Source organism: Streptomyces sp. TN58, assembly GCF_001941845.1.
Lineage (GTDB): Bacteria > Actinomycetota > Actinomycetes > Streptomycetales > Streptomycetaceae > Streptomyces.
Map to the genome: position 1 here is coordinate 7,249,661 of NZ_CP018870.1, position 26,729 is coordinate 7,276,389.

Below are 26,729 nucleotides of genomic sequence, written 5' to 3' on the forward strand. Positions count from 1 at the left end.
TTTGGGGGAATCATGATTCCCGGTATCTGTCGTCTATGCGCCGCGCGAGCCGCGGCCCGCGCCGCCCCACCGCGGTCGGCGCTGCTGGGAGTGACATGGGACGCGTGCACGGCTGGACGGGCAACCGGCGGACGGCCCTGCCGATGGTGGCGGGCGGAGCCGTCGTCCTCGGGCTGGGCGGCCTCTACGTCACCGGCCTGGTGGTGGGCGGCGACATCGACCAGGGCACCCGCGTGCGCGGCGTGGACATCGGCGGAATGACCGTGGCGCAGGCCCGCCGGACGCTGGACCGCGAGCTCGGCCCCGCCGCCACGGCGCCCGTCGCCATGAAGATCGGCGACCGCGTGGAGAAGGCGGATCCCGCCGCACTCGGACTGTCGCTCGACACCGGGGCGACCGCCGGGCGAGCCGCACGCAAGGGATACGACCCCGTGACGGTCATCGGCGGCCTCTTCGCATCCGGCGAGCGCGACCTCGAACCGGTGATCCGCGCGGACGAGGAGAAGGGCCGGGCCGCGGTCGACCGTATCGCCGAATCCACCGCCCGCGCGCCCCGCGACGGAGCCGTCGCCTTCGAGAAGGGTGCGGCGAAGGCCGTCACCCCCCTCCCGGGCGTCACCCTCGTCGAAGACCGCGCCCTCACCACCCTCCGTGACTCCTACCTGCGCCCGGGCACCTCGCCGGTCGTCCTGCCGGTCGAGCACACCGAGCCGGCCGTCGGCGCCGAGGAGACCGGACGGGCGATGAAGCAGTTCGCGCAGCCCGCCATGTCGGGCCCGGTCGCGCTCACCGTCGCGGGCAAGAGCATGTCCATCGCCCCCGCCGTGCTCGGCGAGCACCTGAAGATGAGCCCCGACGCCCAGGGCCGCCTCGTGCCAGCCCTCGACTCCAAGGGCCTGCTCGCCGACCCCGCCGTGGCCCGCCCGATCGAGGAGGCCAGCCGTCCGCCGCTGGACGCCGCACCCCGGGTCACCCCGGACGGCACCGTGGTCCTGGCCCAGCACAGCCGTGCGGGACACAAGGTCACCGAGGACGCCCTCGGCAAGGCCGTACTGCCGCTCCTGACCCGTACGGGAGCCGCCCGCAGCGGCGAGGTCGCCACCGTGGCCGTCCAGCCGGAGCTGACGAGCGAGGCGGCCCGGCTCGGCATCAAGGAGAAGCTCTCCTCCTTCACCGTCGACTTCCCCGCCGCCCCCTACCGCAGCACCAACATCGGCCGCGCCGTCGAGCTCATCAACGGCTCCGTGGTCCAGCCGGGCAGGGAGTGGAGCTTCAACCGCACGGTCGGCGAGCGCACCAAGGAGAACGGTTTCGTCGACGGCATCATGATCAACGACGGCCAGTACGTGAAGTCGCCCGGCGGCGGCGTTTCAGCGGTCGCCACGACCATGTACAACGCGGTCTTCTTCGCGGGCCTCAAGCCCGTCGAGCACGGAGCCCACTCCTTCTACATCGAGCGCTACCCCGAGGGCCGCGAGGCCACCGTCGCCTGGGGCACCCTCGACCTGCGCTGGATCAACGACTCCGGCCACCCCGTCTACGTACAGGCCTCGTCCACCGACACCTCGCTGACCATCACCCTCCTCGGCACCAGGAAGTACGACGAGATACGCGCGACCAAGGGGCCGCGCAGCAACATCACGCCGCCCGCGAAGCGCACGGGCACCGGACCGGCGTGCGAGGTCCAGACCCCCCTCGAAGGTTTCGACGTGACCGTCGGCCGCATCTTCGTCCAGGGCGGCAAGGAGGTCCGCAGCGAGGAGTTCAAGACCCACTACACCCCGCGCGACGAGGTCGTCTGCACCCCGCAGACCCCCGGGGCAACGCCGGCCCCGGCCCCCACGGCGGAAGCCGCCCCCACTGCGTCCGCCCCCACTGCGTCCGCCCCCACTGCGTCCGCCCCTGGCCCGTCCGCCACCACCGGCGGCCGCCTGAGCGCCGCCGGCGCACCCGTCTCGTCCTGACCGGCGGCACGGACGGGGCGTGACACTCCCGGCGCGAATTGTGCGTGCCGGGAGCCATGACGGCCCGGAAGTGCTACAACTGGGTGCGTGACCATTCCTCGCCACCCGTGCCGGGCACGTCGGTGCGGTCACCTCTAGGCAACCGCTTCAGGAGCGTCGCCGGCCAGGTATTCGTCCTCCAGGTGGCGATCGTGGTGTTGCTCGCCGCCGGAGCGCTCCTGGCCCTCGTCCTCCAGTCGCGGCACGACATCGACCGCGAGGCGCGCAACCGCTCGGTGGCCGTAGCCGAGACCTTCGCCCACCAGCTCGGCCTCCAGCCGGCGCTGAAGACGTCCGACCCCTCCAAGGTCCTGCAGCCCCTCGCAGAGCAGACGCGCAAGGCCGCCGGAGTGGACTTCATCGTGGTGATGGACACCAACGGCATCCGCTACAGCCATCCCCAGCCCGACCGCATCGGGAAACGGTTCGTCGGGACCATCGAGCCCTCCCTGCAGGGCGAGGTCCACACCGAGAGTGTCGAGGGCCCCCTCGGCAAGGAGATCCAGGCGGTGGTCCCCGTCAAGGGACCCGACGGCGGGGTCGTCGCCCTGGTGTCCGCGGGCCTGACCGTCGAGAACGTCACCGGAGCCCTCGATCGCCAGCTCCCCGTCATCCTCCTGGCCATCGCCACGGGCCTGGCCCTGGCGACCGGCGGCACCTGGCTGATCAGCAGACGCCTGCTCCGCCAGACCCACGGGCTCGGCACGCAGGAGATGACCCGGATGTACGAGCACCACGACGCGGTGCTCCACGCCGTCCGCGAGGGCGTCCTGATCACCGACGGCGATGGCCAGCTCCTGCTGGCCAACGACGAGGCCAAACGACTCCTCGGCCTGCCCGACGACGCCGAGGGCCGCCACATCGGCGACGTGCCCGGCCTGGAGCGCCGGATGGCCGACCTGCTGCTCTCCGGCCGCGAGGCCACCGACGAGGTGATCGGCTCCGGCGACCGCCTCCTCGTCGTCAACCAGCGCCCCACCCACCCCCGCGGCCGGCCCGAGGGCGCCGCGGTCACCATCCGCGACTCCACCGAGATGCAGATCCTCACCACGCGCGCCGAGACCGCCCGCAGGCGCCTCAAACTGCTCTACGACGCCGGCGGTGACATCGGCACCACCCTCGACGTGGTCCGCACGGCCGAGGAACTCGCCGCCGTGGCCGTGCCCCGCTTCGCGGACTTCGTCACCGTCGACCTCGCCGACCAGGTCATCGACGGGGACGAGCCCGCCCCGGGCGCGGACATGCGGCGTACGGCGATCAGCGGCATCCGATCCGACCACCCCCTCTACCCCGTCGGCCGCCTGATCGACTTCCTGCCGTCCACCCCGCAGGCCCGCGGCTACGGAACCGGCCGGGCGGAACTGGTCCCCGACCTGTCCAAGGCGCCCGGCTGGCAGGCCCAGGACCCGCCCCGCGCCCGCGCCATCGTCGACTACGGCATCCACTCGCTCATCGCGGCCCCGCTCATGGCCCGGGGCGTCGTCCTCGGCGTGGTCAACTTCTGGCGGTCGCAGAAACAGGAGCCCTTCGACGAGGACGAGCTGTCCCTCGCCGAGGAGCTGGTCGCCCGCGCGGCGGTCAGCATGGACAACGCCCGCCGCTACACCCGCGAGCACGCCCTCGCCGTCACGCTCCAGCGCAGCCTGCTGCCGCGCGCCCTGCCCGAACAGAGCGCCATGGACGTCGCACACTTCTACCTGCCCGCCCAGTCGGGCGTCGGCGGCGACTGGTTCGACGTCATCCCGCTCCCCGGCAGCCGTGTCGCCCTGGTCGTCGGCGACGTCGTCGGACACGGACTGCACGCCGCCGCGACCATGGGCCGGCTGCGCACCGCGGTCCACAACTTCTCCTCCCTCGACCTGCCGCCCGACGAGATCCTCGCCCGCCTGGACGACCTCGTACAGCGCATCGACCACGACCACAACGGGGACGCCGACGACGCGGACGGCGGCGGCGTCCTGGGCGCCACCTGCCTGTACGCCGTCTACGACCCGGTCTCCCAGCGCTGCACGATGGCCCGGGCCGGCCACCTGCCCCCGCTCCTCGTCGCCCCCGACGGCAGCACACAGATCGTCGAGCTGCCCGCCGGACCGCCGCTGGGCCTGGGCGGCATGCCGTTCGAGACCGCGGAGCTGGACGTGGCCGAAGGCAGCCAGCTGGTCCTCTACACCGACGGGCTGGTGGAGGAGCGCACCCGGGACATCGGCGAGGGCCTGGAACTGCTCCGGGCGGCGCTGAGCCACCCCGACCGCGACCCCCACGACAGCTGCCGCGCCGTGCTCGACATGATGCTCCCTGCCCGGCCCACCGACGACGTGGCCCTGCTCATCGCACGCACCCGGACCCTCGGCCCGGACCGGGTCGCCCAGTGGGACGTGCCCTTCGAACCGAGCGCGGTCGGCGCGATGCGCAGCGTCGCCGCCAAGAAGCTCGACGAATGGCACCTGACTGAGCTCGGATTCGCCGCGGAACTGATCCTCAGCGAGCTGATCACGAACGCCCTCCGGCACGGAAGCGAGCCGGTGCGGGTACGGCTCCTGCGCGACCACAACCTGACCTGCGAGGTGTGGGACGGCAGCAGCACCGCCCCCCACCTGCGCTACGCCGCCACCACGGACGAGGGAGGACGCGGCCTGTTCCTGGTGGCCCAGCTCAGCGAGCACTGGGGCACCCGCTACACCCCCGACGGCAAGGTCATCTGGGCGGAACTGGCCCTGCCGGGCGCCCCCGGCGCCGGCGAGGCCGTCCTGTCGGCCTTCCTCGACGTCGACCCCCTCTGACGGCACCGCTTCTGACGGCACCGCTTCTGACGGCACCCTCCGAGGGCACCCCCCGGGCAAAAGGACCTGCTCGGCGCGGGCCGTGATCGCTACCATCGCCCGGTGCACAGCGAACCCGGATGGTCCCCCTACCCCAAGATCCCCGCGAACACCCGGCTGGGAGAAGCCCGCGGCCGGACCTGGGTGGCCCACGAGAAGATCCACGGCGCCAACTTCGCCGTCGTGTGCGACGCGGCGGGCGCCCACCCCGCCAAACGGCGCGAACTGCTCGGCGACGGCGGACTCGACGACTTCTTCGGCGTCGGCCGCATCTGGCCCGCCCTGGCGGTCGCGGCCACCCGCTGCGCGCACGCCCTGCGCGAGGCCGCCGGCGCCGCGCCGGCGGCGGTCGTGACCGTCTACGGCGAACTGGCCGGCGGCCGCTACCCCCACCCCGACGTCCCGGCCGTGCCCGCCGCGGCCGCCGTACAGACCGGCGTCTGGTACGCCCCCGACCTGATCTGGCTGCCCTTCGACGCCACCGTCACCGACGACGACGGGCCGCGCTGGGTCGCCGACCGCACCCTGCGCGCGGCCGCGGAGTCGGCGGGGCTGCGGTGCGTGCCGCTGCTGGCCGAGGGGCCGCTCGTACGGCTCCAGGAGCTGCCGGCGCTCTTCCCGACCCGGCTGCCCGGCCTCCTCGGCCTGCCGGCGCTGCCCGGGAACCTGGCGGAGGGCCTGGTCGTCAAACCCGCGGAGGAGTCCCGGGGGCCCGCCCGCCCCATGGCCAAGGCCAAGCAGCCGGCCTTCGCCGAGGACGAGCGGTTCGACGGCGCACGCCCCTACCGGGCGCCGGCCGAAGGCGCCGCGGGCGTCCCCGGCTGGCTGCTCGCCCACGGCACCGGCCTGCTCACCCCGGCCCGCGCCGCGTCGGCCGTCGGCAAGCTGGGACCGCGCACCCCGCCGGGAGAGGTGGCCGCCGAGATCGTGCGGGACGCCACCGAGGAGGTCGCCCAGGAGCTGGGCGGCCTGGACGGGCCCACCCAGCGGGCCCTGGAGGACTCCCTCCTCGCCGGCGCCCTCGCCCTGGCCCGCTTCGACGCGTCCGACCGCCGGGCATGACGCCGCGGCCTGCAGAACGGGGCGGCGGGGCCGGCGTGGGACCCGGGCTCACCGGCCCATCCGGTGGTTCACGCCGATGCGGGCCGTCAGCAGGGCGATGTCGTCGTCGGCGGACGCCGGGACGAGGTGGGCGATCAGTGAATCGCACAGGTGGTCGAGAGGCTGGAGGGGTTCCGTGAGGAGGCCCGTCAGCTCGCCCAGGCGCTCGTCGATGTCCCGGTTGCGGGCCTCGATCAGCCCGTCGGTGTACAGGACGAGCAGGCTGCCCTGCGGGAGGACGATGTCGGTGGTGGTGAAGGTGACCCCGCCGACCCCCAGCGGCGCGCCGGGCGGCGTCTTCACCAGGTAGACGGTGCCGTCGGGCTCGGCCACGGCCGGCGGCGGGTGGCCGGCGCGCGTGACCGTGCAGCGGCCGGTCGCCGGGTCGCACACCACGTACAGGAACGTGGCGAGCATCGGCTCCGCGAGGTCCGCGAGCGCCGCCTCCAGCTGGTGGAGCAGCGCGGCCGGCGGCATGTCGAGCCGTGCGAGGGCGCGGACCGTCGCGGACAGGCGCCCCATCACCGCGGCGGCGGCGATACCGTGCCCCATCACGTCGCCCATGAGCAGGCCGGCCCTTCCGCCGGTCAGGGCGACGACGTCGTACCAGTCCCCGCCGACCTCGTTGACGTCGCTGGCCGGCAGGTACCGGTGCGCGATCTCGATACCCGGCGGCGGGGTCACGTGCTGCGGCAGCATGCTGCGCTGCAGCACCACCGCGGTCTCGTGCTCGTGATGGTAGAGGCGCGCGTTGTCGATGCTGATCGCGGCCCGCGCCGCGAGCTCGCCGGCGAGCGTGACGTCGTCGGAGCCGAACGGCTCGAAGGGACGGGCGCGGAAGAACGAGGCCACCCCGAGGACGAGGCCCCGCGCGATCAGCGGGACCATCATGAACGAGTGCACGCCCGCCTCCACGAGCTGCGCCGACCGGGGGGTGTGCCGGGCGGCCGAGGCCACCGACATGGCGTCGAGGTGCGCGACCAGGTAGGGCTGGCGGGCGGCGAGGGCCTGGGTGTACGGGGCGGTCGAGGGGAAGGTGAGGGTCCTGCCCAGCGGCGCCAGGATCTGCGTGACCGCGGTCCCGGTCAGCGGGGCCTTGCCCAGACGGCGCAGCGCGACGCCCCCGGTCAGCCCCATGCCCGGTTCGTTGCCGCACGCCAGCGAGTCCAGGACGTCGACGGTGACGGCACTGGCGAGGTGCGGGACCGCCAGGTCGGCCAGCTCCTGCGCGGTGCGTTCGAGGTCGAGGCTGGCCCCTATGCGGGAGCTGGCCTCCGTGAGCAGGGCGAGCCGGCGCCGCCCCGCCTCGGCCTCGGTGTGGTCGCGCTGCTGCGTGGTGATGTCGAGCAGGGAGGCGATCACACCGATCGGCTGCCCGCCTGGGTCCTCGGCCCGCACGTACGAGCACGCCCACACGTGGTCGTGGTCCGGGTCGGCGGGGGTGCGGCCGGTGCGCAGGCGGTTGAGGACCGGTTCGCCGGTCTCCAGCACCTGGCGCATGGCCTCCTCCATCTCGCCCGCGTTCACCTCCGGCAGCACCTCGGCCAGACGCCGGCCCACATGCGCCGACTCCGTCAGACCGTTCATGGCCTCAAGAGCCGGATTGACCTGCAGAAACCGCAGCTGTGTGTCGAGTACGGCGATCCCGACGGGCGAGCGGGCGAACAGGCCGTCCCACACCGCCGAGGCCCCGCGGATCCGGCGCGCCGCGTGCGCGTCCGCCGCGAACACCAGCACGGCCGAGGCGCCGTGCCGCCGATCGGGTACGGGGCAGGCCCAGATCTCCAGCTCCATCGGGTGGCCGTTGCGGTGCCAGGCGGTGACCGTGCCCATCACCCCGCGGCCGGTGGCGGCCGTCTCCCACAGAGAACGGCCCAGACTGCGGTCCGCGCCGGGGTGCAGGAGATCGGCGATGTGGCGTCCGATGACCTGCGGCGGGTCGTAGCCCAGCAGCTCCTGCGCGCCGTGGTTCCACCGCACGATCATCCCGTCGCCGCTCGTGGCCACGAGGGCCACCGGCAGCGCCCCCAACCACCCGCCGGCGGCCTGCGCGGCGCTGCTGATCAGGTCGTGCAGCGGCATCTCCTCATGCATCCCGCACCCGCTCCTTCCGGGCGGACCCGGCCTTGCCGCACGGCAGCCCCGGATCACGGCGCAGCTCGCGCCGGCCGCTCGCCGAGCCCGGTCCGCGGCTGCGTCTGTTCCCCTTCATCCCCTTCATCGTCGCTCCCGGCGACGGGCGGCGCCCCCCGGCCGCAGCACTCGGGTGCGGCGTCCACCCGGGTGCGGGAGCCGCCCTTACCGGTCGCGTTCATCCGGTCGGCCGAGCACAGCAAGCCACCCGCGCCGCGCCGGGCCACGCTGTGGGCAAGGACCGCCACCACCGCACAGACGAGGACCGCACCATGTCCCACAGGCGACGTATCGGCATCATCGCGGGGGTCGCAGCGCTGCTGCTCAGCGCCACCGCTTGCTCCGGTCTGGGCCGGACCACCGTCGGCCGGCTGAGCTTCCGCGGACACGACTCGCCGGTCGAGATCAACTACAACAACACCCTCGTCAGGGGCTGCCACCGGATCGCCATCCCCGACGGGGCCACCCATGTCGAGAACAACACCCTCGTCGACGTCGTCCTGTACCAGAACCACGACTGCAAGAAGACCGACGATCCGGACAACGGCATCTACGTGGCGACGACCCTCTCGGACGTGACGGCCCCAAGGACCCGGCCCTGGCGGAGTTTCAGCGTCATCCACTGACGCCGGCGGCGGCGCGCCGGATCGCGTCCAGCGCGCGCGTCACGTCGTCGTCGTCCGTCGACCAGTTGCTCACCGAGATGCGCATGACGCGACGGCCGTGCCAGGTCGAGCCGCTGATCCACGTCGTGCCGTCGTCGAGCAGCCGGGTGAGGACCCGCTCGGTGCGCTCGTCGTCGCCGAACTCGGCGCACACCTGCGTGAACACCACGTCGTTGAGCACCCGGCCGCCGTCGATCGCGGCGATGCCGCCGGCGAACGCGCGGGCGTGCCGGCACAGCCGGTCGACGAGGTCGGCGACCCCCGAGCGGCCGAGCGACCTCAGCGCCGCCCACACCGTGAACGCCCTGCCGCGGCGGGAGAGCTCGGGGACCGTGTCGACCGGGTCGCCGTGTTCGTGCTGGATGAGGTAGTCGCCCCGCAGACCCATCGCCGCCCGGAGCGCGGACGGGTCGCGTACGACGGCGAGACCGCAGTCGTAGGGGACGTTCAGGGTCTTGTGCGCGTCCGTCGCCCACGAATCGGCCGACGCGCAGCCCTCCGTCAGGTGTTCGTGGCGCGGCGAGGCGGCCGCCCACAGTCCGAAGGCCCCGTCCACGTGCACCCAGGCGCCCGCCTCGCGAGCGGCGCGTACGGCCTCGGGGAAGGGGTCGAAGGCGCCGGAGTGGATGTCCCCCGCCTGGAGGACCACGACGGCGGGGCCCTGTCCGCCCGCGGCCAGGACACGCCGCAGGTCCTGCGGATCCATGCGCCCCTGGCCGTCGGCCGCCACCAGGGCGGGGGCGCCGAGCCCCAGGTAACGCAGCGCCAGGTCCACGGCCATGTGCCGGTCCTGGCCGGCGACGGCCCGTACGCGCGGGCCTCCGGCGAGGCCGTCGCGGGCGACGCTCCAGCCGGCGCGCCGCAAGACCTCGTCCCTCGCGGCCGCGAGGCAGGTGAAGTTCGCCATCGTGGCGCCGGTGGTGAAGCCGACGCCGCTGTCGTCCGGCAGACCCAGCAGATCGAGCAGCCACGCGCCGGCGACCTCCTCCACCGCCGCGTACGCGGGCGACGCGGCCCGCATCACGGAGTTCTGGTCCCAGGCGCTGACCAGCCAGTCCGCGGCGAGCGCGGCGGGTTCCGTACCGCCGACCACGAAGCCGTAGAACCGGCCGCTCGGAAACGCGGTCAGTCCCGGCTCGCAGGCCGTGGCGAGCAGATCGACGACGTCGGCCGGGGTGCCGGGGGTATCGGGCAGTTCGGTGCCGAGCGCGCGCACGATCTCGTCGACCGATGCGCGTGCGGGAATCCGCCGCTCGGACAGGCTCGCGAGCCACCGGACGGCATGCTCGTGCGCCCGCAGGAGCGCGGCCTCGCGCGCGTCCACACTTCGGACTATGGGACAGCCGTCGCCGGCCCGCAAGCCGCGGCTCGTACGCGCGTACCCCCTCGGCGGTCAGAGCGGGACGGCGGTGTGGTCGAGGCCGCCCAGGGCTGCGGCCCACGGGAAGGGGGCCGCGTCGGCGGAGGTGTTGTCGTGCTGGAGGAGCTGGACCCCGGCGTTGCGCAGCGTGGCGAGCGATATGTCGTACTGCGGGTGCGCGGCGAGGGCGTTGTTGGTGCAGGCGACGGCGGTGACGGGGGTCGCGTTGCCGAGTGCCTCGGCGGCGAGACCGATCGTCAGCCGGTCGGTGAGACCGAGAGCCCAGGCGTTGACGGTGTTGAAGGTGGCGGGGGCGTAGAGGAGCGCGTCGGGGGCCGGCCACTGCTCCGGTTCGCCGGGAAGGCGGTACTGCCACAGGACCGGATGGCCGGTGAGCGCGGCGAGTCCGTCGAGGCTCTCCGCGAGCCAGTGTGCGGCCGTGGGGGTGAGCCCGAGGCAGACGTTCCAGCCGCGGGCCTGGGCGTCTTCGATGACGTGGGCGACGTCGAACACGGGTGGCGCGGCGGAGCAGAGCAGGTAGAGGGTCTTCGTCGTCATGCGGCATTATGATCATAACGTCAGACCTCAAGTGCGGTTGAGGGTGCGGGATCCAGCCCGCGGACACCGGCCGGGCGGCCCCAACCGGACGGTGTGCCCTGCCCCTGTCGCCGCACAACCGCTGGTGGGGGACAGTGGATCTGTGGTGGACGTCGACGCGGTGGCAGCCGAGCTGTACGGGCTCAGGCCGGAGGAGTTCACGGCCGCTCGGGACGCTCACGCGGCCACCGCGCGCAAGGCGGGGCAGCGGGCCGACGCGAAGCGCATCGCCGCCCTGCGCAAGCCCACGCTCGCTGTGTGGGCGGCGAACCGCCTCGCCCGCGCGGACGCGGACCAGGCCCAGCACCTGCTGGAACTCGGCCGGGGGCTGCGCGAGGCGCACCGGACCCTCTCGGGGGAGGACCTGCGCAAGCTGTCCCACCAGCAGCACGTGGTCGTCGCGGCGATGGCCGGCGAGGCCCGCCGACTGGCCGGCGAAGCGGGGCAGGACCTCTCCGCCGGGGCGCAGAGGGAGGTCGAGCAGATCCTGCGCAGCGTCCTCGCCGATCCCGAGGCGGCCGACACCTGGGCGCGCGGGATGCTGGAGAAGGCGCCGCCCCCGGCCGTGGGCTTCGCCGAGGTGGCACCCGCCCCGGGTACGGCGCCGCGACCGCAGCCTCCCGAACGTGATCGGGAGCCGGAGCCCGGCCCCGAGCCCGAGCCGGGGCGGCAGGCGGAGCCCGACACGCAGGAGGCCCAGCGGACGAGCCGGGAGGCCGAGCTGGCCGAGGAGGCCCTGGCGCGGGCGGAGGCGGAGCGGGAGCAGGCCCGTACCGGCGTGGACGCGCTCGACGAGCAGATCGTACGGCTGGAGCAGCGGCTGGATGACGCCCGACGGGAGCGCGAGCGCCTCGCGGCCGCCGCGGAGGCCGCCGAACGCGCCCACCGGGAGGCCGTACGGGAGGCGAAGAGGGCCCGTACGGCGGCCCGGAAAGCCCGGCGCCGCTGACGGGACCGCACGTCGGCGCGGAGGGAACGGCCGGTTGTGAGTGGGGGTGCCGCACCCCGGGCCGGGCAGGCGGGACTTCGCCGGGGTACGCCCTAAGGTCGTAGGCATGATCATGAAGACAGAGTTCAGCGACGCCTTCCTGCTGGAAGCCGAACGCCATGCGGCCTGGGGCGCGGCACAACTGGAGGCCCTCACCGAGTTCATGCCGGGGGGACCCTGGACGGCGGACCTGGAGGCCTGCCGCTACCGGCAGGGCGATCTGGAGCTCCGGGTGGCCGTGCTGGGCACGTACGACCTGCGGGAGCGGTCCTGGATGTGGGGCTGGGCCAACCCGGGGCTGCGCGGCAGCGAGGTCGTCGCCCTGACGGGCGCCGTCGCGCGCTACGGACGGGCCCACGGGATAGCCGAGTTCACCGAGGAGGTCCTGGACCTGTCCGGATTCGAGGACCCCCGCCGGGCCGCGGAGACGCTGGCCTTCGCGGGCATGGGCGTGACGGAGGCGCCCGGATACCTGGGCCTCCCGGCGGGGCCGGACAGCCAGGTCTACTTCCTGCCGGACGATCCGCAGGTCCCGCGGGCCGGCCTCGACGCGGTGTCGCTGCCGCGTCAACTCGTGACCGGAGCAGGCCTGATCGGCCGTTCGGCGCGGCAGGTGGTGACGGGATACCTGGAGCACCACGGCCTGCCCTCCCGGGAGGACGGCAACCTGATCCGGACCGACCTGCCCGGCGGCAGCGCGGCGGAGATCGAGTTCGACGGATCGGGCCGCATCGCCGCCGTACGCCTCACCGCGGTCTGACCGGCGGCCCCGGCCCGGACCCGAACCAGGCCGGCGCCGGGCGTCGGTGCCCCCTTTCCGGACCGTGAGACCCGCCCGTGTGCCCCGCCGCCCGCCTCCGCGGTGCCGGCCATCCCGCCCGGTCCGGCCAAGTTGCGCACCGGGTGCCCGCCGGGTGTCCCTCCGGTCTGCCCGGCGGCGCCCCGCCCCACCTGCGTCGCGCCGCGTCGAGCGCGGCTCCGCGGGCATGGCAGGCCAGGGTCCCGTGCGGCTGCTGGGGCGGGGGTGGTGGGCGGCCGCCCCGCCGAACCGGGCCTTTCCGGCCCATCGCGGGCGCCGTGGCCGGCCGGGCGGCAGGCCACCGGCGGCCTGCCGCCGCGGACGCCTCGCCGGAGTGGAATCCGGCCAGCCGACGGGTGCGCGCATCGCCGCGGGGCGTTTGTCCATATCCCGTCCTGTCGCCGCACCCGCGCCTCGTGGTGGCATGTCCATGCCGAAATTGATCGGCGTCCCCCGATGAACGGAGAAACAGGATGATGCTCCGCAGACTGACCGTCGGCGCGGCGGTGGCGGCGTTGTCCGCCCTGGCGATGCCGGCGCAGGCGCACAACACCACCTATCCGCCCGGAAGAATCACCGTCGACGTCGTCGGCGTCAACGGTTCGGGATGCCCCCAGGGCACGGCGAGCGTCGCCGCCGCCTCCGACAACACCTCCTTCACCGTCACGTACAGCGACTACCTCGCGCAGACCGGCGCCGGCTCCGGCGGCACCGACTTCCGCAAGAACTGCCAACTCGCCCTGCAGATCCACGTGCCGCAGGGCTTCACGTACGCCATCGCCCGGGCCGACTACCGCGGCTTCGCCCACCTCCAGCGCGGCGCCTACGGCCAGGAGCGCGCCAACTACTACTTCCAGGGCATGGCCCAGACAACGCGCCGCACCCACCAGTTCAACGGCCCCTACTCCGACAACTGGCAGGCGAGCGACCAGACCGACTACGCCGACCTGGTCTGGGCGCCCTGCGGCGAGGAACGCAACCTCAACGTCAACAGCGAACTGCGCGTGTACGCCGGAACATCGAGCCCGCAGGCCCTGAGCTTCATGAGCATGGACTCCACGGACGGCAGCGTCAGCACGGTCTACCACTTCGCGTGGAAGGAATGCCCGGCGGTCTGACACGGCGTGATCCTCGGAACCAGCACATCACGGTCAGGAGTGACAACGATGTCCCACCCCCTGTCCCGCACCCTGTTCACCGGCGCCGCCGCCGCGGCACTGATCGCCACGGCGACCCCGGCCGGCGCCGCCGGACCCGTCCCGCCGATCGTCACCGCACCGCCCGACAAGATCGTCATCGAACTCGCCACGGTGAACGGGTCCGGATGTCGCGAGGGCACCGCGGAAGTGGCCGTCGCACCCGACAACACGGCCTTCACCGTCACCTACAGCGACTACCTGGCCCAGGTCGGGCCCGGCGCGCCCCCGACCGGATTCCGTAAGAACTGCCAGCTCAATCTGCGGGTCCACGTTCCCTCGGGATTCACCTACGCCATCGTCCAGGCGGACTACCGGGGATTCGCATTCCTCCAACCCGGTGCATGGGGGCAGGAGAAGGCGAACTACTACTTCCAGGGAATGCCGCAGACGACCAGCCGCACCCACACGTTCCACGGACCGCTCAACGACAACTGGCAGTCGACCGACAGGACGGAGTACGCGGATCTCGTCTGGGCGCCGTGCGGTGAGAAACGCAATTTCAACATCAACACCGAACTGCGCGTCAACGCGGGCACGTCCAACCCGCAGTCGGCGACCAGCTTCATGACGATGGACTCCACCGACGCGAGCGTGAGCACCCTCTACCACCTCGCCTGGCAGGCCTGCCCGGCCCCGCGGACCTGACCCGCCGCACACCCCCCCGGCGCCGCCGGCCCGGGGCGGGCGCCCTGAACGGCGCCCGCCCCACCGGTGCTACGTTCGCCCCATGCCCGAGCTGCGAACCGAACGCCTCGTCCTGCGCCAGTGGCGGGACAGCGACCTGCGACCCTGGGCGGGGATGAACGCCGACCCGGTGGTGCGCGAGCACTTCGACGGCGTGCTCACCCGTGAGCAGAGCGAGGCGTCCGCGGCCCGCTTCCGGGCCGCCATCGAGCAGCGGGGCTGGGGCTGGTGGGCCGTCGAGGTGCGGGACACCGGCGAGTTCATCGGATTCACGGGACTGGACCCGGTGGACGAGGGCATGCCGTTCACCGGAGTGGAGGCCGGCTGGCGGCTGGCCCGCACGGCCTGGGGGCACGGCTTCGCCACCGAGGCCGCCCGGGCCGCGGTGGACTTCGCGTTCGACACCCTCGCGCTGCCGGAGGTGCTCGCGGTGACCACGGCCGCCAACCACCGGTCCCAGGCGGTGATGCGCCGCCTCGGGATGACCCGTGACCCGGCCGACGACTTCGACGACCTCACCGTGCCCGCCGGGCCGCTGCGCCCGAGCGTGCTCTACCGGCTTCGGGCGGACGGCCGCCACCCCGTCGCGGGGTGACGGCGGTCGCGCGTCAGCGGGAGCCGGATCCCACCGCGCCGTTGCGCCAGACCGTCATGTCCAGGGTGAGGTAGGTGCTGGGGGAGTCCTCCGGCGACATCCCGCGCACCGTGACCAGGGCGAGGTGGCCGGTGCCGGTCGTCACGCAGATCTGCCGGCCCGTGCCGAGCTTGTTCACGTACACGTTCTCCGTGAAGCGGGTCTCGGCGCGGCAGGTGGCGAGCGAGCCCTCCTGGCCCGGGTCGAGGAGGACCATGCTGCCTCCCCGGCTCTCGGTGTCGAGGTAGCCGCCGGTGTCGTAGGACAGCTCGTAGCCGCCGTCCTCGCCCTTCTGCGGGCGCAGCGGGTCCTCGCCCAGGGTGAGGTGGTAGCCGGCGGTGAGGTTGACGCTCTTGTAGTCGGCTGGCGCCGGGTCGGGGCGGGTGTTGCCGGCCGACGGCTTCGAGCCCTTGGCGCCGTCGCCCTTGGTGCCTTCGCCGCCGCCCGTGCCCCCGTCGGCCGTGCCGCCGCTGCCCGTGCCGCCGGAAGCGGAGGAAGTGGCGCCGGAGTCCTTGGCCTTGTCCTTCACCAGCCCGTACACGGCCGTGCCGCCGACGACCGCGAGCACCAGGGCGGCGGCCACCACGGCCGGACCCCGCTTGCGCCCCTGCGGCGCGGGTGCGGACTGCGGCTGGAACGGCAGCGGCGGATAGCCCGGGTTCTGGTGGGCCTGGGGGTGGGGAAGAGGCTGTACGGCCTGGGGCCCGGGCTGGGGCCCGCCGAACTGCGTGGCCGCGTAGGGGCTCACGGGCGGGTAGGCCTGCTGCCCGGCAGGCGGGGTCAGCGGTCCGGACGTCGCGGCGGCCTGCGGGGCGGTATGCGCTCCGGTGTGCGGACCAGTCGGCGCAGCAGCGGGCGGACGCGCCGTGGACGGCGCCGTCGGCGCGTACGCCGCTCCGCCGGGAGCCGTGGCCATCGCCGTCGGCGGGTGCGTCGGAGGCGGCGGCGTGAGATCAGGGGCGGGCGCGGCGGACCGCGCGGTGATCTCCGCCGTGACCGCCGCGGGCAGCCAGTCCTCGGGCCGCCGCAGCGTGGTGGCGTCGTTCGCGGTCTGGCACAGTGCGATGACCTCGGCGACGGACGGGCGGTCCGCCGGGTCCTTGGCGAGGCAGCGGGTGACGAGCTCGGACAACCGCGAAGGCACGCCCGACAGTTCGGGCTCCTCGTGCACGATGCGGTAGAGCACGCCGTGCGAGGGCCCCTCGCCGAACGGGGGCGCCCCGACCGCGGCGTACGCCGCGACCTGGCCGAGCGCGAAGACGTCGGTGGCCGGACCGACGCCCCGCCCGGCGGCCTGCTCCGGCGCCATGAAGGCAGGCGTACCGACGAACACGCCGCTGCCCGTGAGGGAGGTCGCGTCGGCGGCGTGGGCGATGCCGAAGTCGATGACGCGCGGGCCGTCGGAGGCGAGCAGGACGTTCGACGGCTTCAGGTCACGGTGCACGATGCCCGCACCGTGGATCACCTGGAGGGCTTCCGCGATCCCTGCGACCAGCAGCAGCACGGTCTCCACGGGCAGCGGCCCGTGCGCTGACACGGCCGCCGCGAGCGAGGGCCCCGGCACGTAGGCGGTGGCCAGCCAGGGGTGCGGGCCGTCGGTGTCGGCATCGATGACGGGCGCGGTGTACAGGCCCTGCACCCGCTGCGCGGAACGGATCTCCTGCGCGAACCTGCGCCGGAACTCGGGGTCCTCGGCGAACTCCGGCCGGATCACCTTGATGGCGACGGGCCGGCCTCCGGGCGTGTGGGAGAGGTAGACCTTGCCCATGCCGCCCGCGCCGAGCCGGGCGCCGAGCCGGTAACCGGCCACGGTGGTCGGGTCGTCGGGACCGAGAGGCTCGAAATGCGCGGACGCCCCGTCGCTGTCGCTCCGCATGCCGCCGTCGTCGTCCGGCTGCTGACCGTTCATCACCCTGCCGCTCCCCAGTCCCGCCCGTTCGGTGCGAACCGCACCCTATCCGAGTCGGCGGACGGCGGCGCACCTCCGCGCGACCGCCGGCGGACACGACCCGGGCCCTGCGCGACGGCCGCCGGTCCGGGGCGGCTGACCTGCACGGAGGCGACGGGGCAGGGTGCCGGGGGCCGTGTACGGCCGCGCCCCGGGCCGGGTTACCGTAGCCCTTCATCCGAGGGGGACACAGAAATGTCGCACAACACGGGGTGGGCACAACACCCGGGACAGCAGCCGATGCCACAGTGGGGAGGCGGCTGGGTACCGCCGTCTGCGCCGAAACCCGGGGTCATACCCCTCCAGCCGCTCAGCGTGGGCGAGATACTCGGCGGTGCCTTCTCGGCCGTCCGCAAGAACTGGAAGGCCCTGGTCGGTGTCATCCTCGCCGTGCAGGGCATCGGGATGTTGCTCGTGGCTCTCGCCGTCGGCATCGCCGTCGTCGCCGCGCTCGACCGGTTCGCCGCCGTCTTCGACCTCCCACCGGGGGAAACCCCCGCCGGCGAGGACGTGACGGCCCTGCTCCTGGCCTTCGTACCGGCCGGAGTGCTCCTCGTGGTCACCTTGACGTTCGGCGCGGCGATGTTCAGCGCGCTGGGTCCGGCCGTGGTCCAGGAGGCCGTCGTCGGCCGCACCGCGACGTTCGGCGCGATGTGGCGTCGCTGCTGGTCCCGGCTCCCGGCGGTGCTCGGCACCGTGCTCCTCACCGCGCTGCTCGCGGGCGGGCCGATGCTGCTCGTCTACGCGGTCTGCGTGCCGCTGGCCATCATGTCCTCGGACGGATCCGGACCGTCGGCCGCGCTGATCGTGCTGCTCCTGGGCGTCCTGGTCTGCCTGCCCTTCTCGCTCTGGCTCATGACCCGTCTCGGCCTCGCGCCCGCCGTCGCGGTGTGCGAGGGCCTCGGCGCCGTCGCGTCCCTGCGGCGTTCCGCGCAGCTGGTCAAGGACGGCTGGTGGCGGGTGTTCGGCATCTCGATGCTGGGCTCCGTCGTGGCGATGGCCGTGGGCTACGCCATCCAGATGCCGTTCAGCATGATCGGCATGGCGGCGTTCCTGCCGATCATGCTGGAGGCGGGAGACCCGGCCGGGGACGCGACCGTGGCGATCGCCGGACTCGGCGTGTACGTGCTCTGCATCCTGCTCGGCGGCCTGGCCAGCGGGATCTTCCAGTTCGGCTTCCCGCCCCTGGTCCTGGGTCTGCTCTACGTCGACCTGCGGATCCGCAAGGAGAACCTCGCGGAATCCCTGATCGCGGCGACGGCCCCGGCCGACGTCCGTACACCGGCCGCACCGCAGCCTCCGGCGGACACCCAGACCCCGCCGCCCCCGGCGGCCCCGGAGCCCGATCAGCGTTGAGTGCGGCGGGCTAAGCCCTGATCGCCGCGGCCGACCCGGCGGCCGACCTGGCGGCCTGTTCGATCCGCGCGCGGTAGGCCGCACGGGCTTCCTCGTCGACCGGCCGCTCGTGCTCGGCCCGGAGCCCGGTCCGGCCGTCAAGGCCCTCGCGCAGGATGTCGGCGTGCCCGGCATGCCGGACGGACTCGGTGAGTACGTGGACCATGACGGCGAACAGGTTCGTGTTGGGAGACGGCTCCGGCCACCACGGCACGTGGCCGGAGGCTTCGAGGGGAAGCTCGGCGATCGTCGCGTCCGAGTGCTCCCACGTGCGCCGGTAGAACGCGATGATCTGGTCGCGGGTCTCGTCCTCGGCCGCCCACAGATCACTGTCGTCGGAGTCCTGCCACCGGGGCAGCGGTTCCGGGGAAGGGCGGCCGAAGACCTCACCGAAGTACCTGGCCTCGACGGTGGCCACGTGCTTGACCAGGCCGAGGAGGTTGGTCCCGGACGCCGTCAGCGGCCGGCGGGCGTCGTATTCGGACAGGCCGTCGAGCTTCCAGAGCAGCGCCTCGCGGTCCCGCCGCAGTCTCCGGTGCAGGTTGTCCTTCGCGAATTCGTCGATCATGCGGCATGAGCCTGCCACGGGCTGCCCGCGGTCTCAAGATCACGCCCCCTTCCGCCGACCCGGGGGGCGGCGTGGCGGGGCGCGGTAGCGATGTCAAAGCTCGAACATGCGACGGCTCTCTGTTCCACCATGCGGTTACTTCTTGAAGTGCTCCGGGCGATCAGTCCTGGCGGCCGGGGCGGCGACGTCCCCGGGTGGTGCGGTCAGCTCGCTCCGCTCAGTCCCGGCAAAATTTTTTTGTCACCACTTTTCACAAGGATTGAAGAAACCCCGAGTTCAGGGCCACGGCGCACATGTGACACCCCGTCCAGCCTTCGGTTCATGAATGCTCAAAGCCTTGACGACCTTCGCGGCGGGCAGTTCACTCACGCTCCGATCCCCCGGATCCACGACGTCAGGAGCACCCCCATGTCTCCACGCCCCAGGCCGTCCCTCGCCGCGGCCCTCGCCGCCGCGCTGGTCGCCACCCTTCTCGTGCTGCTGCCCGGCAGTACGGCCGCCCAGGCGGCGCCCGTCCTGCTCTCGCAGGGCCGTCCGGCCACCGCCTCCAGCATCGAAGGCGCCGGCACCCCCGCCTCTGCCGCCGTCGACGGGGACGACGGCACCCGCTGGTCCAGCCGGTTCGCCGACCCCCAGTGGATACAGGTCGACCTCGGCACCACCGCCCGGCTCCACCAGGTGGTGCTGCGCTGGGAGACCGCCCACGCCCGGGCCTACCGCATCGAACTGTCCACGGACGGATCGACCTGGACCACGGCCCACACCACCACCGCCGGAACCGGCGGAGTGCAGACCCTCGACATCACCGGCACGGCCCGCCACGTGCGGATGTACGGCACCGAACGCGCCACCCCGTGGGGCTACTCGCTCTGGGAGTTCCAGGTCTACGGGACCACCGACACCGGCCCCACCCTCCCCGGCGGCGGCGACCTCGGCCCGAACGTGATCGTCTTCGACCCCTCCACCCCCGGCATCCAGGCAAAGCTGGACCAGGTCTTCCGGCAGCAGGAGGCCGCGCAGTTCGGTTCCGGCCGCTACCAGTTCCTCTTCAAGCCCGGGACCTACAACGGCCTCAACGCCCAGATCGGCTTCTACACGTCCATCTCCGGCCTCGGCCTCAACCCCGACGACACCATCATCAACGGTGACGTGACCGTCGACGCCGGCTGGTTCGACGGCAACGCCACCCAGAACTTCTGGCGCTCCGCCGAGAACCTGGCCCTCAACCCCGTCAACGGCACCAACCGCTGGGCCGTCTCCCAGGCCGCGCCGTTCCGCCGGATGCACGTCAAGGGCGGCCTCAACCTCGCCCCGAACGGCTACGGCTGGGCCTCCGGCGGCTACATCGCCGACTCGAAGATCGACGGCCAGGTGGGCAACTACTCGCAGCAGCAGTGGTACACCCGCGACAGCTCGATCGGCGGCTGGTCCAACGGAGTCTGGAACCAGGTCTTCTCCGGCACCCAGGGCGCGCCCGCACAGGGCTTCCCCAACCCGCCCTACACCACCCTGGACACCACCCCGACATCACGCGAGAAGCCCTTCCTGTACCTCGACGGCAACGACTACAAGGTGTTCGTGCCCGCCAAGCGGGTCGGTGCGCGCGGCACCTCATGGGGCAACGGGACCGCCCCGCAGGGGACTTCGCTTCCGCTCAGCCAGTTCTACGTGGTCAAGCCCGGCGCGAGCGCCGCGACGATCAACCAGGCGCTCGCCCAGGGCCTGCACCTGCTGTTCACCCCCGGTGTCTACCACGTCGACCGCACCATCCAGGTGGACCGGCCCGGCACCGTGGTCCTGGGCCTCGGCCTCGCCACGATCATCCCGGACAACGGGGTGACCGCCATGAAGGTCGGCGACGTCGACGGCGTGCGCCTGGCCGGATTCCTGATCGACGCCGGCCCCGTCAACTCGCCCTCCCTGCTGGAGGTCGGACCCGCCGGCACCACCACCGACCACGCGGCCGACCCGACCACCGTGCAGGACGTGTTCATCCGCGTCGGCGGCGCCGGTCCGGGCAGGGCCACCGTCGGCATGATCGTCAACAACCACGACACGATCGTCGACCACACCTGGATCTGGCGCGCCGACCACGGCGACGGAGTCGGGTGGGAGACCAACCGCTCCGACTACGGCTTCCGCGTCAACGGCGACGACGTGCTCGCCACCGGCCTGTTCGTGGAGCACTTCAACAAGTACGACGTGCAGTGGAACGGGGAACGCGGCCGGACGATCTTCTTCCAGAACGAGAAGGCGTACGACGCCCCCAACCAGGCGGCGATCCAGAACGGCTCGGTCAAGGGCTACGCCGCCTACCAGGTTGCCGATTCGGTCCAGGTCCACGAGGGCTGGGGGATGGGCAGCTACTGCTACTACAACGTGGATCCGACGATCCGTCAGGAGCACGGCTTCCAGGCACCGGTCACACCGGGTGTGCGGTTCCACGACCTGCTCGTCGTCTCCCTCGGCGGCCAAGGACAGTACGAACACGTGATCAACAGCGTCGGCGCCCCGACCTCGGGCACCACCACCGTCCCGTCCACGATCGTCTCCTTCCCCTGACCTCCCTGATCCCGTGACGATGCGCTGCGGGGCGGCCGGAACCGCCCCGCAGCGCACCGCTCGCAGCGCACCGCCGCAGCCGCGGTCACCCCGCCCGGTGGGCGGCGATGATCGCGGCATAGTGGCGGCCGCTCGACTTGACCGTGCGCCGCTGGGTGGCGTAGTCGACGTGGACCAGGCCGAAGCGCTTGTCGTAGCCGTAGGCCCACTCGAAGTTGTCCAGCAGCGACCAGGCGTAGTAGCCGGCCACCGGCGCGCCCCTGCGGGCGGCGCGGGCACAGGCGGCGAGATGGGCCGTGAGGTAGGCGGCCCGTTCCGGGTCGTGCACGGTGCCGTCCGGGGCGACGGTGTCGGGGTAGGCCGAGCCGTTCTCGGTGATGTGGACGGGCCCCGCCCCGTACTGCAGGTGCAGGCGCATGATCAAAGTCTCCAGGCCGTCCGCGTCGACCTCCCAGCCCATGCCCGTGCGGTGCACGCCCACCCGCGCCACCTGCCGGGCGTAGGGGGCCGGGCCGTCCGGGTCGGCGGTGACGACCTGCGGGAAGTAGTAGTTGAGCCCGATCCAGTCCAGCGCGGTGGCGATGGCGGCCAGGTCCCCGCCGCGCTCGGGGAGGTCGACCCGGTACACCTCGCGCATGTCGGCGGGAAAGCCGCGGCCGTGGACCGGGTCGAGCCACCATCGGTTGACGTGCCCGTCCATACGGCGGGCGGCGGCCAGATCGGCCTCGCGGGGAGTGGCGGGCTCGACGGTGGAGAGGTTGTTCACGATGCCGATGCGGGCTCCGGGTGCGGCCGCCCGGACGGCGCCGGCGGCGAGCCCGTGACCCAGAAGCAGGTGGTAGGAGGCCCGGACGGCGGCGGTCAGGTCGGTCAGGCCGGGTGCCATCCGGCCCTCCAGATGGCCGATCCAGGCGGAGCAGAGCGGCTCGTTGAGCGTGGCCCACTGCATGACGCGGTCGCCGAGGCGCGCCGCGACGAGGCCCGCGTACGAGGCGAAGTGCTCGGCGGTCTCCCGCTCGGGCCAGCCCCCGCGGTCCTGGAGGGCCTGCGGCAGGTCCCAGTGGTAGAGGGTGACGCAGGGCTGGATGCCGGCGGCGAGGAGCGCGTCGACGAGCCGGTCGTAGAAGTCCAGGCCCTTGGGATTGACCGGGCCGTCCCCACCGGGGACGACGCGCGGCCAGGCGACGGAGAACCGGTAGGCGTTGGTGCCCAGTTCCCGCATCAGGGCGATGTCCCCGGGCCAGCGGTGGTAGTGGTCGCAGGCGGTGTCCCCGGTGTGGCCGCCGTCGACGGCGCCGGGGACGCGGGAGAAGGTGTCCCAGATGGACGGGGCCCGGCCGTCCTCGTCGACGGCTCCCTCGATCTGGTAGGCGGAGGTGGCGGTGCCCCACAGGAAGTCGCGGGGCAGCGCGGCGACGTCGACGGCGTCCACGCCGGTGCCGGTGCCGGGAAGGCTTTCGGAGAGGGGCATATGAGGGCTCCTGCCGTGAGTCCGGCCCCCAGATACGAGCGCTCCTGAGGGCCGACCGGGCTGATCCAGGCCTTAATTCAGATCGTGAGTTAAGCGGCGGGCAAGGGTCGCGTCAAGTGGCCGGGCAGGGGTATGTTGCGAGCGGTGTCACGGGGACGTGACGGCGGAAGGGGCCAGATGTCCACAGGGCGAAGCGGACGCACGGTACGGGACCTGCGGCGCGGCAACCGCAGTGCCGTGCTCCAGCAGCTGTACTTCGGGGGCCCGATGAGCCGCCAGGAACTCGGGCCGGTGACCGGCCTCAGCTCAGGCTCCGTCAGCAACGTCGTCGGCGAACTCGTCGCCGACGGGCTGCTGGAGGAGGCCGGCGTCGTCGACTCGGACGGCGGCCGGCCGCGCACCCTGCTGCGCGTCCGGCCCGGCAGCGCGTACATGATCGGCGTCGACGTCGGCGAGACCCGGGTCCGCGTCGAGCTGTTCGACCTCGCACTGACCGAACTCGCCCGAACCGAGATGCCGTTGCTGCCCCGCGGCTGCTACGACGTCGGCCCGATCGTGGAGCAGGTCACGGCGGGCATCGCCACCGTCCTGGCCGAAGCGGGCATCGGCGCGGACCGGCTGCTCGGCGTCGGGGTCGGCGTGCCCGGCATCGTGGACCGGGACGCCACGGGCGCAACCGTGGTCCACGGCCAGACCATCGGCTGGGACGCGGTCCCGCTGGAGCGGCTGCTGCGGGCCACCGGGACGCTGCCCGAGGAGGTCCCGTACCTCATCGACAACGGCGCGCGCACCCTCGGCCAGGCGGAGATGTGGTTCGGCGCCGGCCGGGGGGCCAGCGACGCCGTCGTCGTGCTCCTCGGCTCGGGAGTCGGCGCGAGCATGATCACGGACGGTTCACCGGCCGGCGGGACCACCGGGGGCACCCCGCTCGAAGGGGGCCACCTGACCGTCTCGGTGCGCGGCAGGCGCTGCCGGTGCGGCGCGCTGGGCTGTCTGGAGGCCTACACGGGCGCGGAGGCACTGCTGGCCCGGTGGGCGGAACGCGGCGGCGGCCCCGCACGGTCCGGGACGGCGGACGAGGAAGAAGCCCTCGCGGAACTGCTCGCGGCGGCGCGCGCGGCGGATCCGGTGGCCGTGGAGATCCTGGAGGAGGCGGCGGAGTACCTGGGCGCCGGCCTGTCGGACCTGGTCAACCTGTTCCGGCCGGAGCGGATCCTGATCGGCGGCTGGGCGGGCCTCCTGCTCGGCCCGTACCTCCTGCCGTCGGTGCGGGAGCACACGACCCGCTACTCCCTGAGCCACCCGGCCGGACGGGTCGCGGTCGGCCTCGGCTCGCTGGGACCGGACGCGGTCACCGTCGGCGCGGCCACGCTCCCGCTGTCGGCGTTCTTCGCCACCGGCGGCCGCCGTGCCGTGCCGCGGCCGGCCGTGGAGCCCCCGGCCTGGCGCCTGTCGCTCGCCACCCGGGCGGGCGGAGCCTGACGGCGTGCCCGGGACCCGGCTCCCGGGCACGCCGGGTCCGCCCGGTGGGGGTGCGCCACGCGCACGCACGGCCGATCGAGAGGACAATTGCCCCATGGCTGACACAGGGACGTCACCGGACGGTGCCGGCTCCCCGGGCGAGGGGCGCTACGGCGAACGGGTCTTCCGGCCGGACCAGGGAGGCGAGGGCGACCGGATCGACCTCGGCGCCCTCACGTACGACGACACGACCATGGCCCGGCTCCGCACGCTCGGAGCCGGTCCCGGCTGGACCTGCCTGGACGTGGGAGCGGGAACCGGCACGGTGGCCCGCCGCCTGCTGGAGGAAGCGGGCGTCGCCGAAGTCCTCGCCGTGGACCGCGACGTCCGCTTCCTCGGCGCGCACCCCGTGACCGGCCTGACCGTGCTCCAGGCGGACGTCACCGCCGACGACTTCGCCCCGGGCGTCTTCCGGCTGGTCCACGCCCGGTTCGTACTCATGCACCTGCCCTCGCCGCGGCACATGGTCACCCGGCTGAGCCGGCTCCTCGCCCCCGGCGGCGTGCTCGTCGTCAGCGACGCGGTCGACCTGACCACCGCCTCCGCCCCCGACACGCCGTACACCCGCGCCATGCGGGCCATGTGGCAGGGGCTGCGCGACAGCATCGGCACGGACGTGTCCCAAGTGCCCCGGCACCCCGAGCTGTTGCGGGAGGCCGGCCTGGAATCCGTGGCGGCCGAGATCCACGTACCGCCCCTCCAGCCGGGCAGCCCGATCAGCCGGTTCTGGGCCGACACCTGGGAGCGGGCCCGCGGAGCCATGGTGGGCACCGGCCTCATCGACGACGGGCAGCTCGACGAGGCCTTGCGCCACCTCGGTTCCCCCGAATGCGTGGGACTGTCACCCGGCATGCTCACGGCCTGGGGCCGCAAGCCCGCGCCCGAAGGCGTGCTCTGACCGACGGCTGCCCGGCCGTGGGCGGGCCCCCTGGGCTCGGCGCCGATCGGCGCCGATCAGGCTGTCCGGGGCCCTCAGACGGCGTCCGCGCGAGGAGATCCACTCCAATCGGGCATCGGACGCCCGCGGGAGAACCCATCGACGCGGCGGGCCGGGCAGCCTATGATGCCGACGCCATATCGCACCTCGAACACACGTATCCGGCACGGGCGTTGACGTAGTCGGGGACTCCTGTCGCAACCGCCCGTACCACGACCAGTTCGGAGGTCCTGTTGAGCACGCACTTACCCACCCAGCGCAGACTCGCGGCCCTGGCCATCGGCCTGGCGGCCCTCTTGGCCGCTCCCGCCGGCCAGGCCGTCGCCGCACCGCAGGCCGCCACCGGTGTCGTCCGGGACGCCGCGGCCGCCCCCGTCGTGGCCAGCCCGGGCAACCAGGTGAACCTCCAGTGGGACGCGGTCCGCCTGCAGATGAAAGCCACCGGTGGCGTCGCGCCGTACACCTGGTCGGCCTCCAACCTGCACCTCGGCACGACGATCAACGCTTCGACCGGTCTGATCTCGGGTGTCGTACGCGGCAGCGGAACCCGCACGGTCACCGTCACCGTCCGGGACGCCGCAGGCGCCCCGGCCTCGACCACCTTCACCTGGCGCGTCATTCGCGACGCCTGCCCCCGCTGCTGACCCCCAGGCCGGCCCGGCCCGCCGCCGCCCCGTCCCCGCACCGCCCGATCCTCGGGCAGGATACGCACGTGCAGAGGACGACTGAGCTGGTGGAGAGGGCGGCCGGGCTGGCCCGCCGCGGCGGTCGGCGGATCCTCGGCGTGGCCGGACCGCCCGGATCCGGGAAGTCGACCCTCGCCGCCCGGGTGGCCGAAGCACTCGGCCCGCGAACGGCCGCGGTGGTCCCGATGGACGGATTCCACCTCGCCCAGGCCGAGTTGCACCGCCTGGGGCGCGCCGACCGCAAGGGCGCCCCGGACACCTTCGACGCGGCCGGCTACGTGGCGCTCCTGCTCCGCCTGCGCGCGTCCGACGGCGCCACGGTCTACGCGCCCGCCTTCGACCGCTCCCTGGAGGAGCCGATCGCGGGCAGCATCCCCGTGCCCCCGGACGTGCCGCTGGTGATCACCGAGGGGAACTACCTGCTGCACGACGCGGGGGAGTGGGCCGCGGTGCGGCCTCTGCTCGACGAGAGCTGGTACTGCGCCCCGGACGAGGACACGCGGATCCGCCGCCTGATCGAACGGCATGTGCGGCACGGGAAGGGGCCGGCCGACGCCCGCGCGTGGGTGGGCCGTTCGGACGAGGCGAACGCCCGCCTCGTCGCCCGTTGCCGTCACCGTGCCGACCTCGTCGTCGACACCGGCTGACGCCCGCCCGCG

The 26,729-nt window shown here is 73.4% G+C and carries 21 protein-coding genes; 15 read left to right on the forward strand and 6 right to left on the reverse strand.

Annotated features, from left to right (window positions below):
* Positions 1-95: 95 nt before the first annotated feature.
* The 3 genes from BSL84_RS32880 to BSL84_RS32890 all read left to right on the forward strand — a co-directional run bounded on the left by BSL84_RS32880 (position 96) and on the right by BSL84_RS32890 (position 5,884).
* Complete coding sequence (locus BSL84_RS32880; protein ID WP_079273384.1) at positions 96-1,964, forward strand: VanW family protein; 1,869 nt, start codon at positions 96-98, stop codon at positions 1,962-1,964.
* A gap of 56 nt (positions 1,965-2,020) precedes the next feature.
* Positions 2,021-4,783 carry a SpoIIE family protein phosphatase/ATP-binding protein gene (locus tag BSL84_RS32885; protein ID WP_078848862.1) on the forward strand — a complete coding sequence of 921 codons (2,763 nt, stop codon included), beginning with the start codon at positions 2,021-2,023 and terminating at the stop codon, positions 4,781-4,783.
* Positions 4,784-4,885: 102 nt separating this feature from the next.
* Positions 4,886-5,884 (forward strand): RNA ligase family protein, encoded by a 999-nt coding sequence (locus BSL84_RS32890; RefSeq protein ID WP_075971846.1) that lies wholly within the window; start codon positions 4,886-4,888, stop codon positions 5,882-5,884.
* A 48-nt stretch (positions 5,885-5,932) separates the two neighbouring features.
* On the opposite strand, the gene BSL84_RS32895 is transcribed toward BSL84_RS32890, so the two are convergent.
* Positions 5,933-8,017: a SpoIIE family protein phosphatase gene (locus BSL84_RS32895; RefSeq protein WP_075971847.1), complete on the reverse strand. Its 2,085-nt coding sequence runs from the start codon at positions 8,015-8,017 to the stop codon at positions 5,933-5,935.
* A gap of 311 nt (positions 8,018-8,328) precedes the next feature.
* Here BSL84_RS32895 and BSL84_RS32900 point away from each other — a divergent pair, with 311 nt between their 5' ends.
* Positions 8,329-8,682, forward strand: a complete 354-nt coding sequence (locus BSL84_RS32900) for a hypothetical protein (protein WP_030037247.1) — start codon at positions 8,329-8,331, stop codon at positions 8,680-8,682.
* Here BSL84_RS32900 and BSL84_RS32905 read toward each other — a convergent pair.
* Together BSL84_RS32905 and BSL84_RS32910 are read right to left on the reverse strand one after the other, a co-directional pair.
* Positions 8,672-10,045, reverse strand: a complete 1,374-nt coding sequence (locus BSL84_RS32905; protein ID WP_030037248.1) for a pyridoxal phosphate-dependent decarboxylase family protein — start codon at positions 10,043-10,045, stop codon at positions 8,672-8,674. The two genes, BSL84_RS32900 and BSL84_RS32905, sit on opposite strands and share 11 nt — an antisense overlap.
* 69 nt (positions 10,046-10,114) lie before the next feature.
* Positions 10,115-10,639 carry a flavoprotein gene (locus BSL84_RS32910; protein ID WP_030037249.1) on the reverse strand — a complete coding sequence of 175 codons (525 nt, stop codon included), beginning with the start codon at positions 10,637-10,639 and terminating at the stop codon, positions 10,115-10,117.
* A 142-nt stretch (positions 10,640-10,781) separates the two neighbouring features.
* On the opposite strand from BSL84_RS32910, the gene BSL84_RS32915 reads away from it, so the two are divergent.
* The 5 genes from BSL84_RS32915 to BSL84_RS32935 all read left to right on the forward strand — a co-directional run bounded on the left by BSL84_RS32915 (position 10,782) and on the right by BSL84_RS32935 (position 14,943).
* Entirely contained in the window at positions 10,782-11,627 is an 846-nt protein-coding gene (locus tag BSL84_RS32915; protein WP_159393605.1) for a hypothetical protein, read from the forward strand.
* 106 nt (positions 11,628-11,733) lie between these two features.
* Positions 11,734-12,426: a DUF6882 domain-containing protein gene (locus BSL84_RS32920; RefSeq protein WP_324610009.1), complete on the forward strand. Its 693-nt coding sequence runs from the start codon at positions 11,734-11,736 to the stop codon at positions 12,424-12,426.
* Positions 12,427-12,941: 515 nt separating this feature from the next.
* Positions 12,942-13,583, forward strand: coding sequence for a DUF4360 domain-containing protein (locus BSL84_RS32925; RefSeq protein ID WP_030031415.1), 642 nt, complete (start codon positions 12,942-12,944; stop codon positions 13,581-13,583).
* A gap of 48 nt (positions 13,584-13,631) precedes the next feature.
* Positions 13,632-14,309: a DUF4360 domain-containing protein gene (locus BSL84_RS32930; RefSeq protein ID WP_045321375.1), complete on the forward strand. Its 678-nt coding sequence runs from the start codon at positions 13,632-13,634 to the stop codon at positions 14,307-14,309.
* 82 nt (positions 14,310-14,391) lie between these two features.
* A complete protein-coding gene (locus BSL84_RS32935) occupies positions 14,392-14,943 on the forward strand; it encodes a GNAT family N-acetyltransferase (protein WP_030031417.1) in 552 nt (183 codons plus the stop codon).
* A gap of 13 nt (positions 14,944-14,956) precedes the next feature.
* Here BSL84_RS32935 and BSL84_RS32940 read toward each other — a convergent pair whose 3' ends face one another.
* Positions 14,957-16,891, reverse strand: coding sequence for a serine/threonine-protein kinase (locus BSL84_RS32940; protein ID WP_075971849.1), 1,935 nt, complete (start codon positions 16,889-16,891; stop codon positions 14,957-14,959).
* Positions 16,892-17,245: 354 nt separating this feature from the next.
* On the opposite strand from BSL84_RS32940, the gene BSL84_RS32945 reads away from it, so the two are divergent.
* The gene (locus BSL84_RS32945; protein ID WP_051873165.1) at positions 17,246-18,286 is read left to right on the forward strand and encodes a hypothetical protein; all 1,041 of its coding nucleotides are present in this window, start codon (positions 17,246-17,248) and stop codon (positions 18,284-18,286) included.
* Positions 18,287-18,296: 10 nt separating this feature from the next.
* On the opposite strand, the gene BSL84_RS32950 is transcribed toward BSL84_RS32945, so the two are convergent.
* A complete protein-coding gene (locus tag BSL84_RS32950; RefSeq protein WP_030028352.1) occupies positions 18,297-18,893 on the reverse strand; it encodes a DinB family protein in 597 nt (198 codons plus the stop codon).
* A gap of 408 nt (positions 18,894-19,301) precedes the next feature.
* On the opposite strand from BSL84_RS32950, the gene BSL84_RS32955 reads away from it, so the two are divergent.
* Positions 19,302-21,455, forward strand: a complete 2,154-nt coding sequence (locus tag BSL84_RS32955; RefSeq protein WP_075971850.1) for a discoidin domain-containing protein — start codon at positions 19,302-19,304, stop codon at positions 21,453-21,455.
* A gap of 85 nt (positions 21,456-21,540) precedes the next feature.
* Here BSL84_RS32955 and BSL84_RS32960 read toward each other — a convergent pair whose 3' ends face one another.
* Positions 21,541-22,926: a GH1 family beta-glucosidase gene (locus BSL84_RS32960; RefSeq protein ID WP_051873164.1), complete on the reverse strand. Its 1,386-nt coding sequence runs from the start codon at positions 22,924-22,926 to the stop codon at positions 21,541-21,543.
* A gap of 177 nt (positions 22,927-23,103) precedes the next feature.
* Here BSL84_RS32960 and BSL84_RS32965 point away from each other — a divergent pair, with 177 nt between their 5' ends.
* The 4 genes from BSL84_RS32965 (at position 23,104) to BSL84_RS32980 (ending at position 26,717) form a co-directional block, all read left to right on the forward strand.
* Entirely contained in the window at positions 23,104-24,408 is a 1,305-nt protein-coding gene (locus tag BSL84_RS32965) for an ROK family transcriptional regulator (protein ID WP_075971851.1), read from the forward strand.
* Between the two features lie 94 nt (positions 24,409-24,502).
* Entirely contained in the window at positions 24,503-25,345 is an 843-nt protein-coding gene (locus tag BSL84_RS32970) for a class I SAM-dependent methyltransferase (protein WP_030028447.1), read from the forward strand.
* A gap of 272 nt (positions 25,346-25,617) precedes the next feature.
* Entirely contained in the window at positions 25,618-26,028 is a 411-nt protein-coding gene (locus BSL84_RS32975) for an Ig domain-containing protein (RefSeq protein ID WP_030028449.1), read from the forward strand.
* A gap of 68 nt (positions 26,029-26,096) precedes the next feature.
* Positions 26,097-26,717: a nucleoside/nucleotide kinase family protein gene (locus BSL84_RS32980; protein WP_045321382.1), complete on the forward strand. Its 621-nt coding sequence runs from the start codon at positions 26,097-26,099 to the stop codon at positions 26,715-26,717.
* Positions 26,718-26,729 lie beyond the last annotated feature (12 nt).

Bases quoted from the DNA above. Each gene is read 5' to 3' on its own strand.
- BSL84_RS32880 (WP_079273384.1), top strand. From the start codon at position 96: ATGGGACGCGTGCACGGCTGGACGGGCAACCGGCGGACGGCCCTGCCG.
- BSL84_RS32885 (WP_078848862.1), top strand. From the start codon at position 2,021: ATGACGGCCCGGAAGTGCTACAACTGGGTGCGTGACCATTCCTCGCCA.
- BSL84_RS32895 (WP_075971847.1), bottom strand. From the start codon at position 8,017: ATGCATGAGGAGATGCCGCTGCACGACCTGATCAGCAGCGCCGCGCAG.
- BSL84_RS32900 (WP_030037247.1), top strand. From the start codon at position 8,329: ATGTCCCACAGGCGACGTATCGGCATCATCGCGGGGGTCGCAGCGCTG.
- BSL84_RS32910 (WP_030037249.1), bottom strand. From the start codon at position 10,639: ATGACGACGAAGACCCTCTACCTGCTCTGCTCCGCCGCGCCACCCGTG.
- BSL84_RS32920 (WP_324610009.1), top strand. From the start codon at position 11,734: ATGATCATGAAGACAGAGTTCAGCGACGCCTTCCTGCTGGAAGCCGAA.
- BSL84_RS32925 (WP_030031415.1), top strand. From the start codon at position 12,942: ATGCTCCGCAGACTGACCGTCGGCGCGGCGGTGGCGGCGTTGTCCGCC.
- BSL84_RS32930 (WP_045321375.1), top strand. From the start codon at position 13,632: ATGTCCCACCCCCTGTCCCGCACCCTGTTCACCGGCGCCGCCGCCGCG.
- BSL84_RS32935 (WP_030031417.1), top strand. From the start codon at position 14,392: ATGCCCGAGCTGCGAACCGAACGCCTCGTCCTGCGCCAGTGGCGGGAC.
- BSL84_RS32940 (WP_075971849.1), bottom strand. From the start codon at position 16,891: ATGAACGGTCAGCAGCCGGACGACGACGGCGGCATGCGGAGCGACAGC.
- BSL84_RS32950 (WP_030028352.1), bottom strand. From the start codon at position 18,893: ATGATCGACGAATTCGCGAAGGACAACCTGCACCGGAGACTGCGGCGG.
- BSL84_RS32955 (WP_075971850.1), top strand. From the start codon at position 19,302: ATGTCTCCACGCCCCAGGCCGTCCCTCGCCGCGGCCCTCGCCGCCGCG.
- BSL84_RS32960 (WP_051873164.1), bottom strand. From the start codon at position 22,926: ATGCCCCTCTCCGAAAGCCTTCCCGGCACCGGCACCGGCGTGGACGCC.
- BSL84_RS32965 (WP_075971851.1), top strand. From the start codon at position 23,104: ATGTCCACAGGGCGAAGCGGACGCACGGTACGGGACCTGCGGCGCGGC.
- BSL84_RS32970 (WP_030028447.1), top strand. From the start codon at position 24,503: ATGGCTGACACAGGGACGTCACCGGACGGTGCCGGCTCCCCGGGCGAG.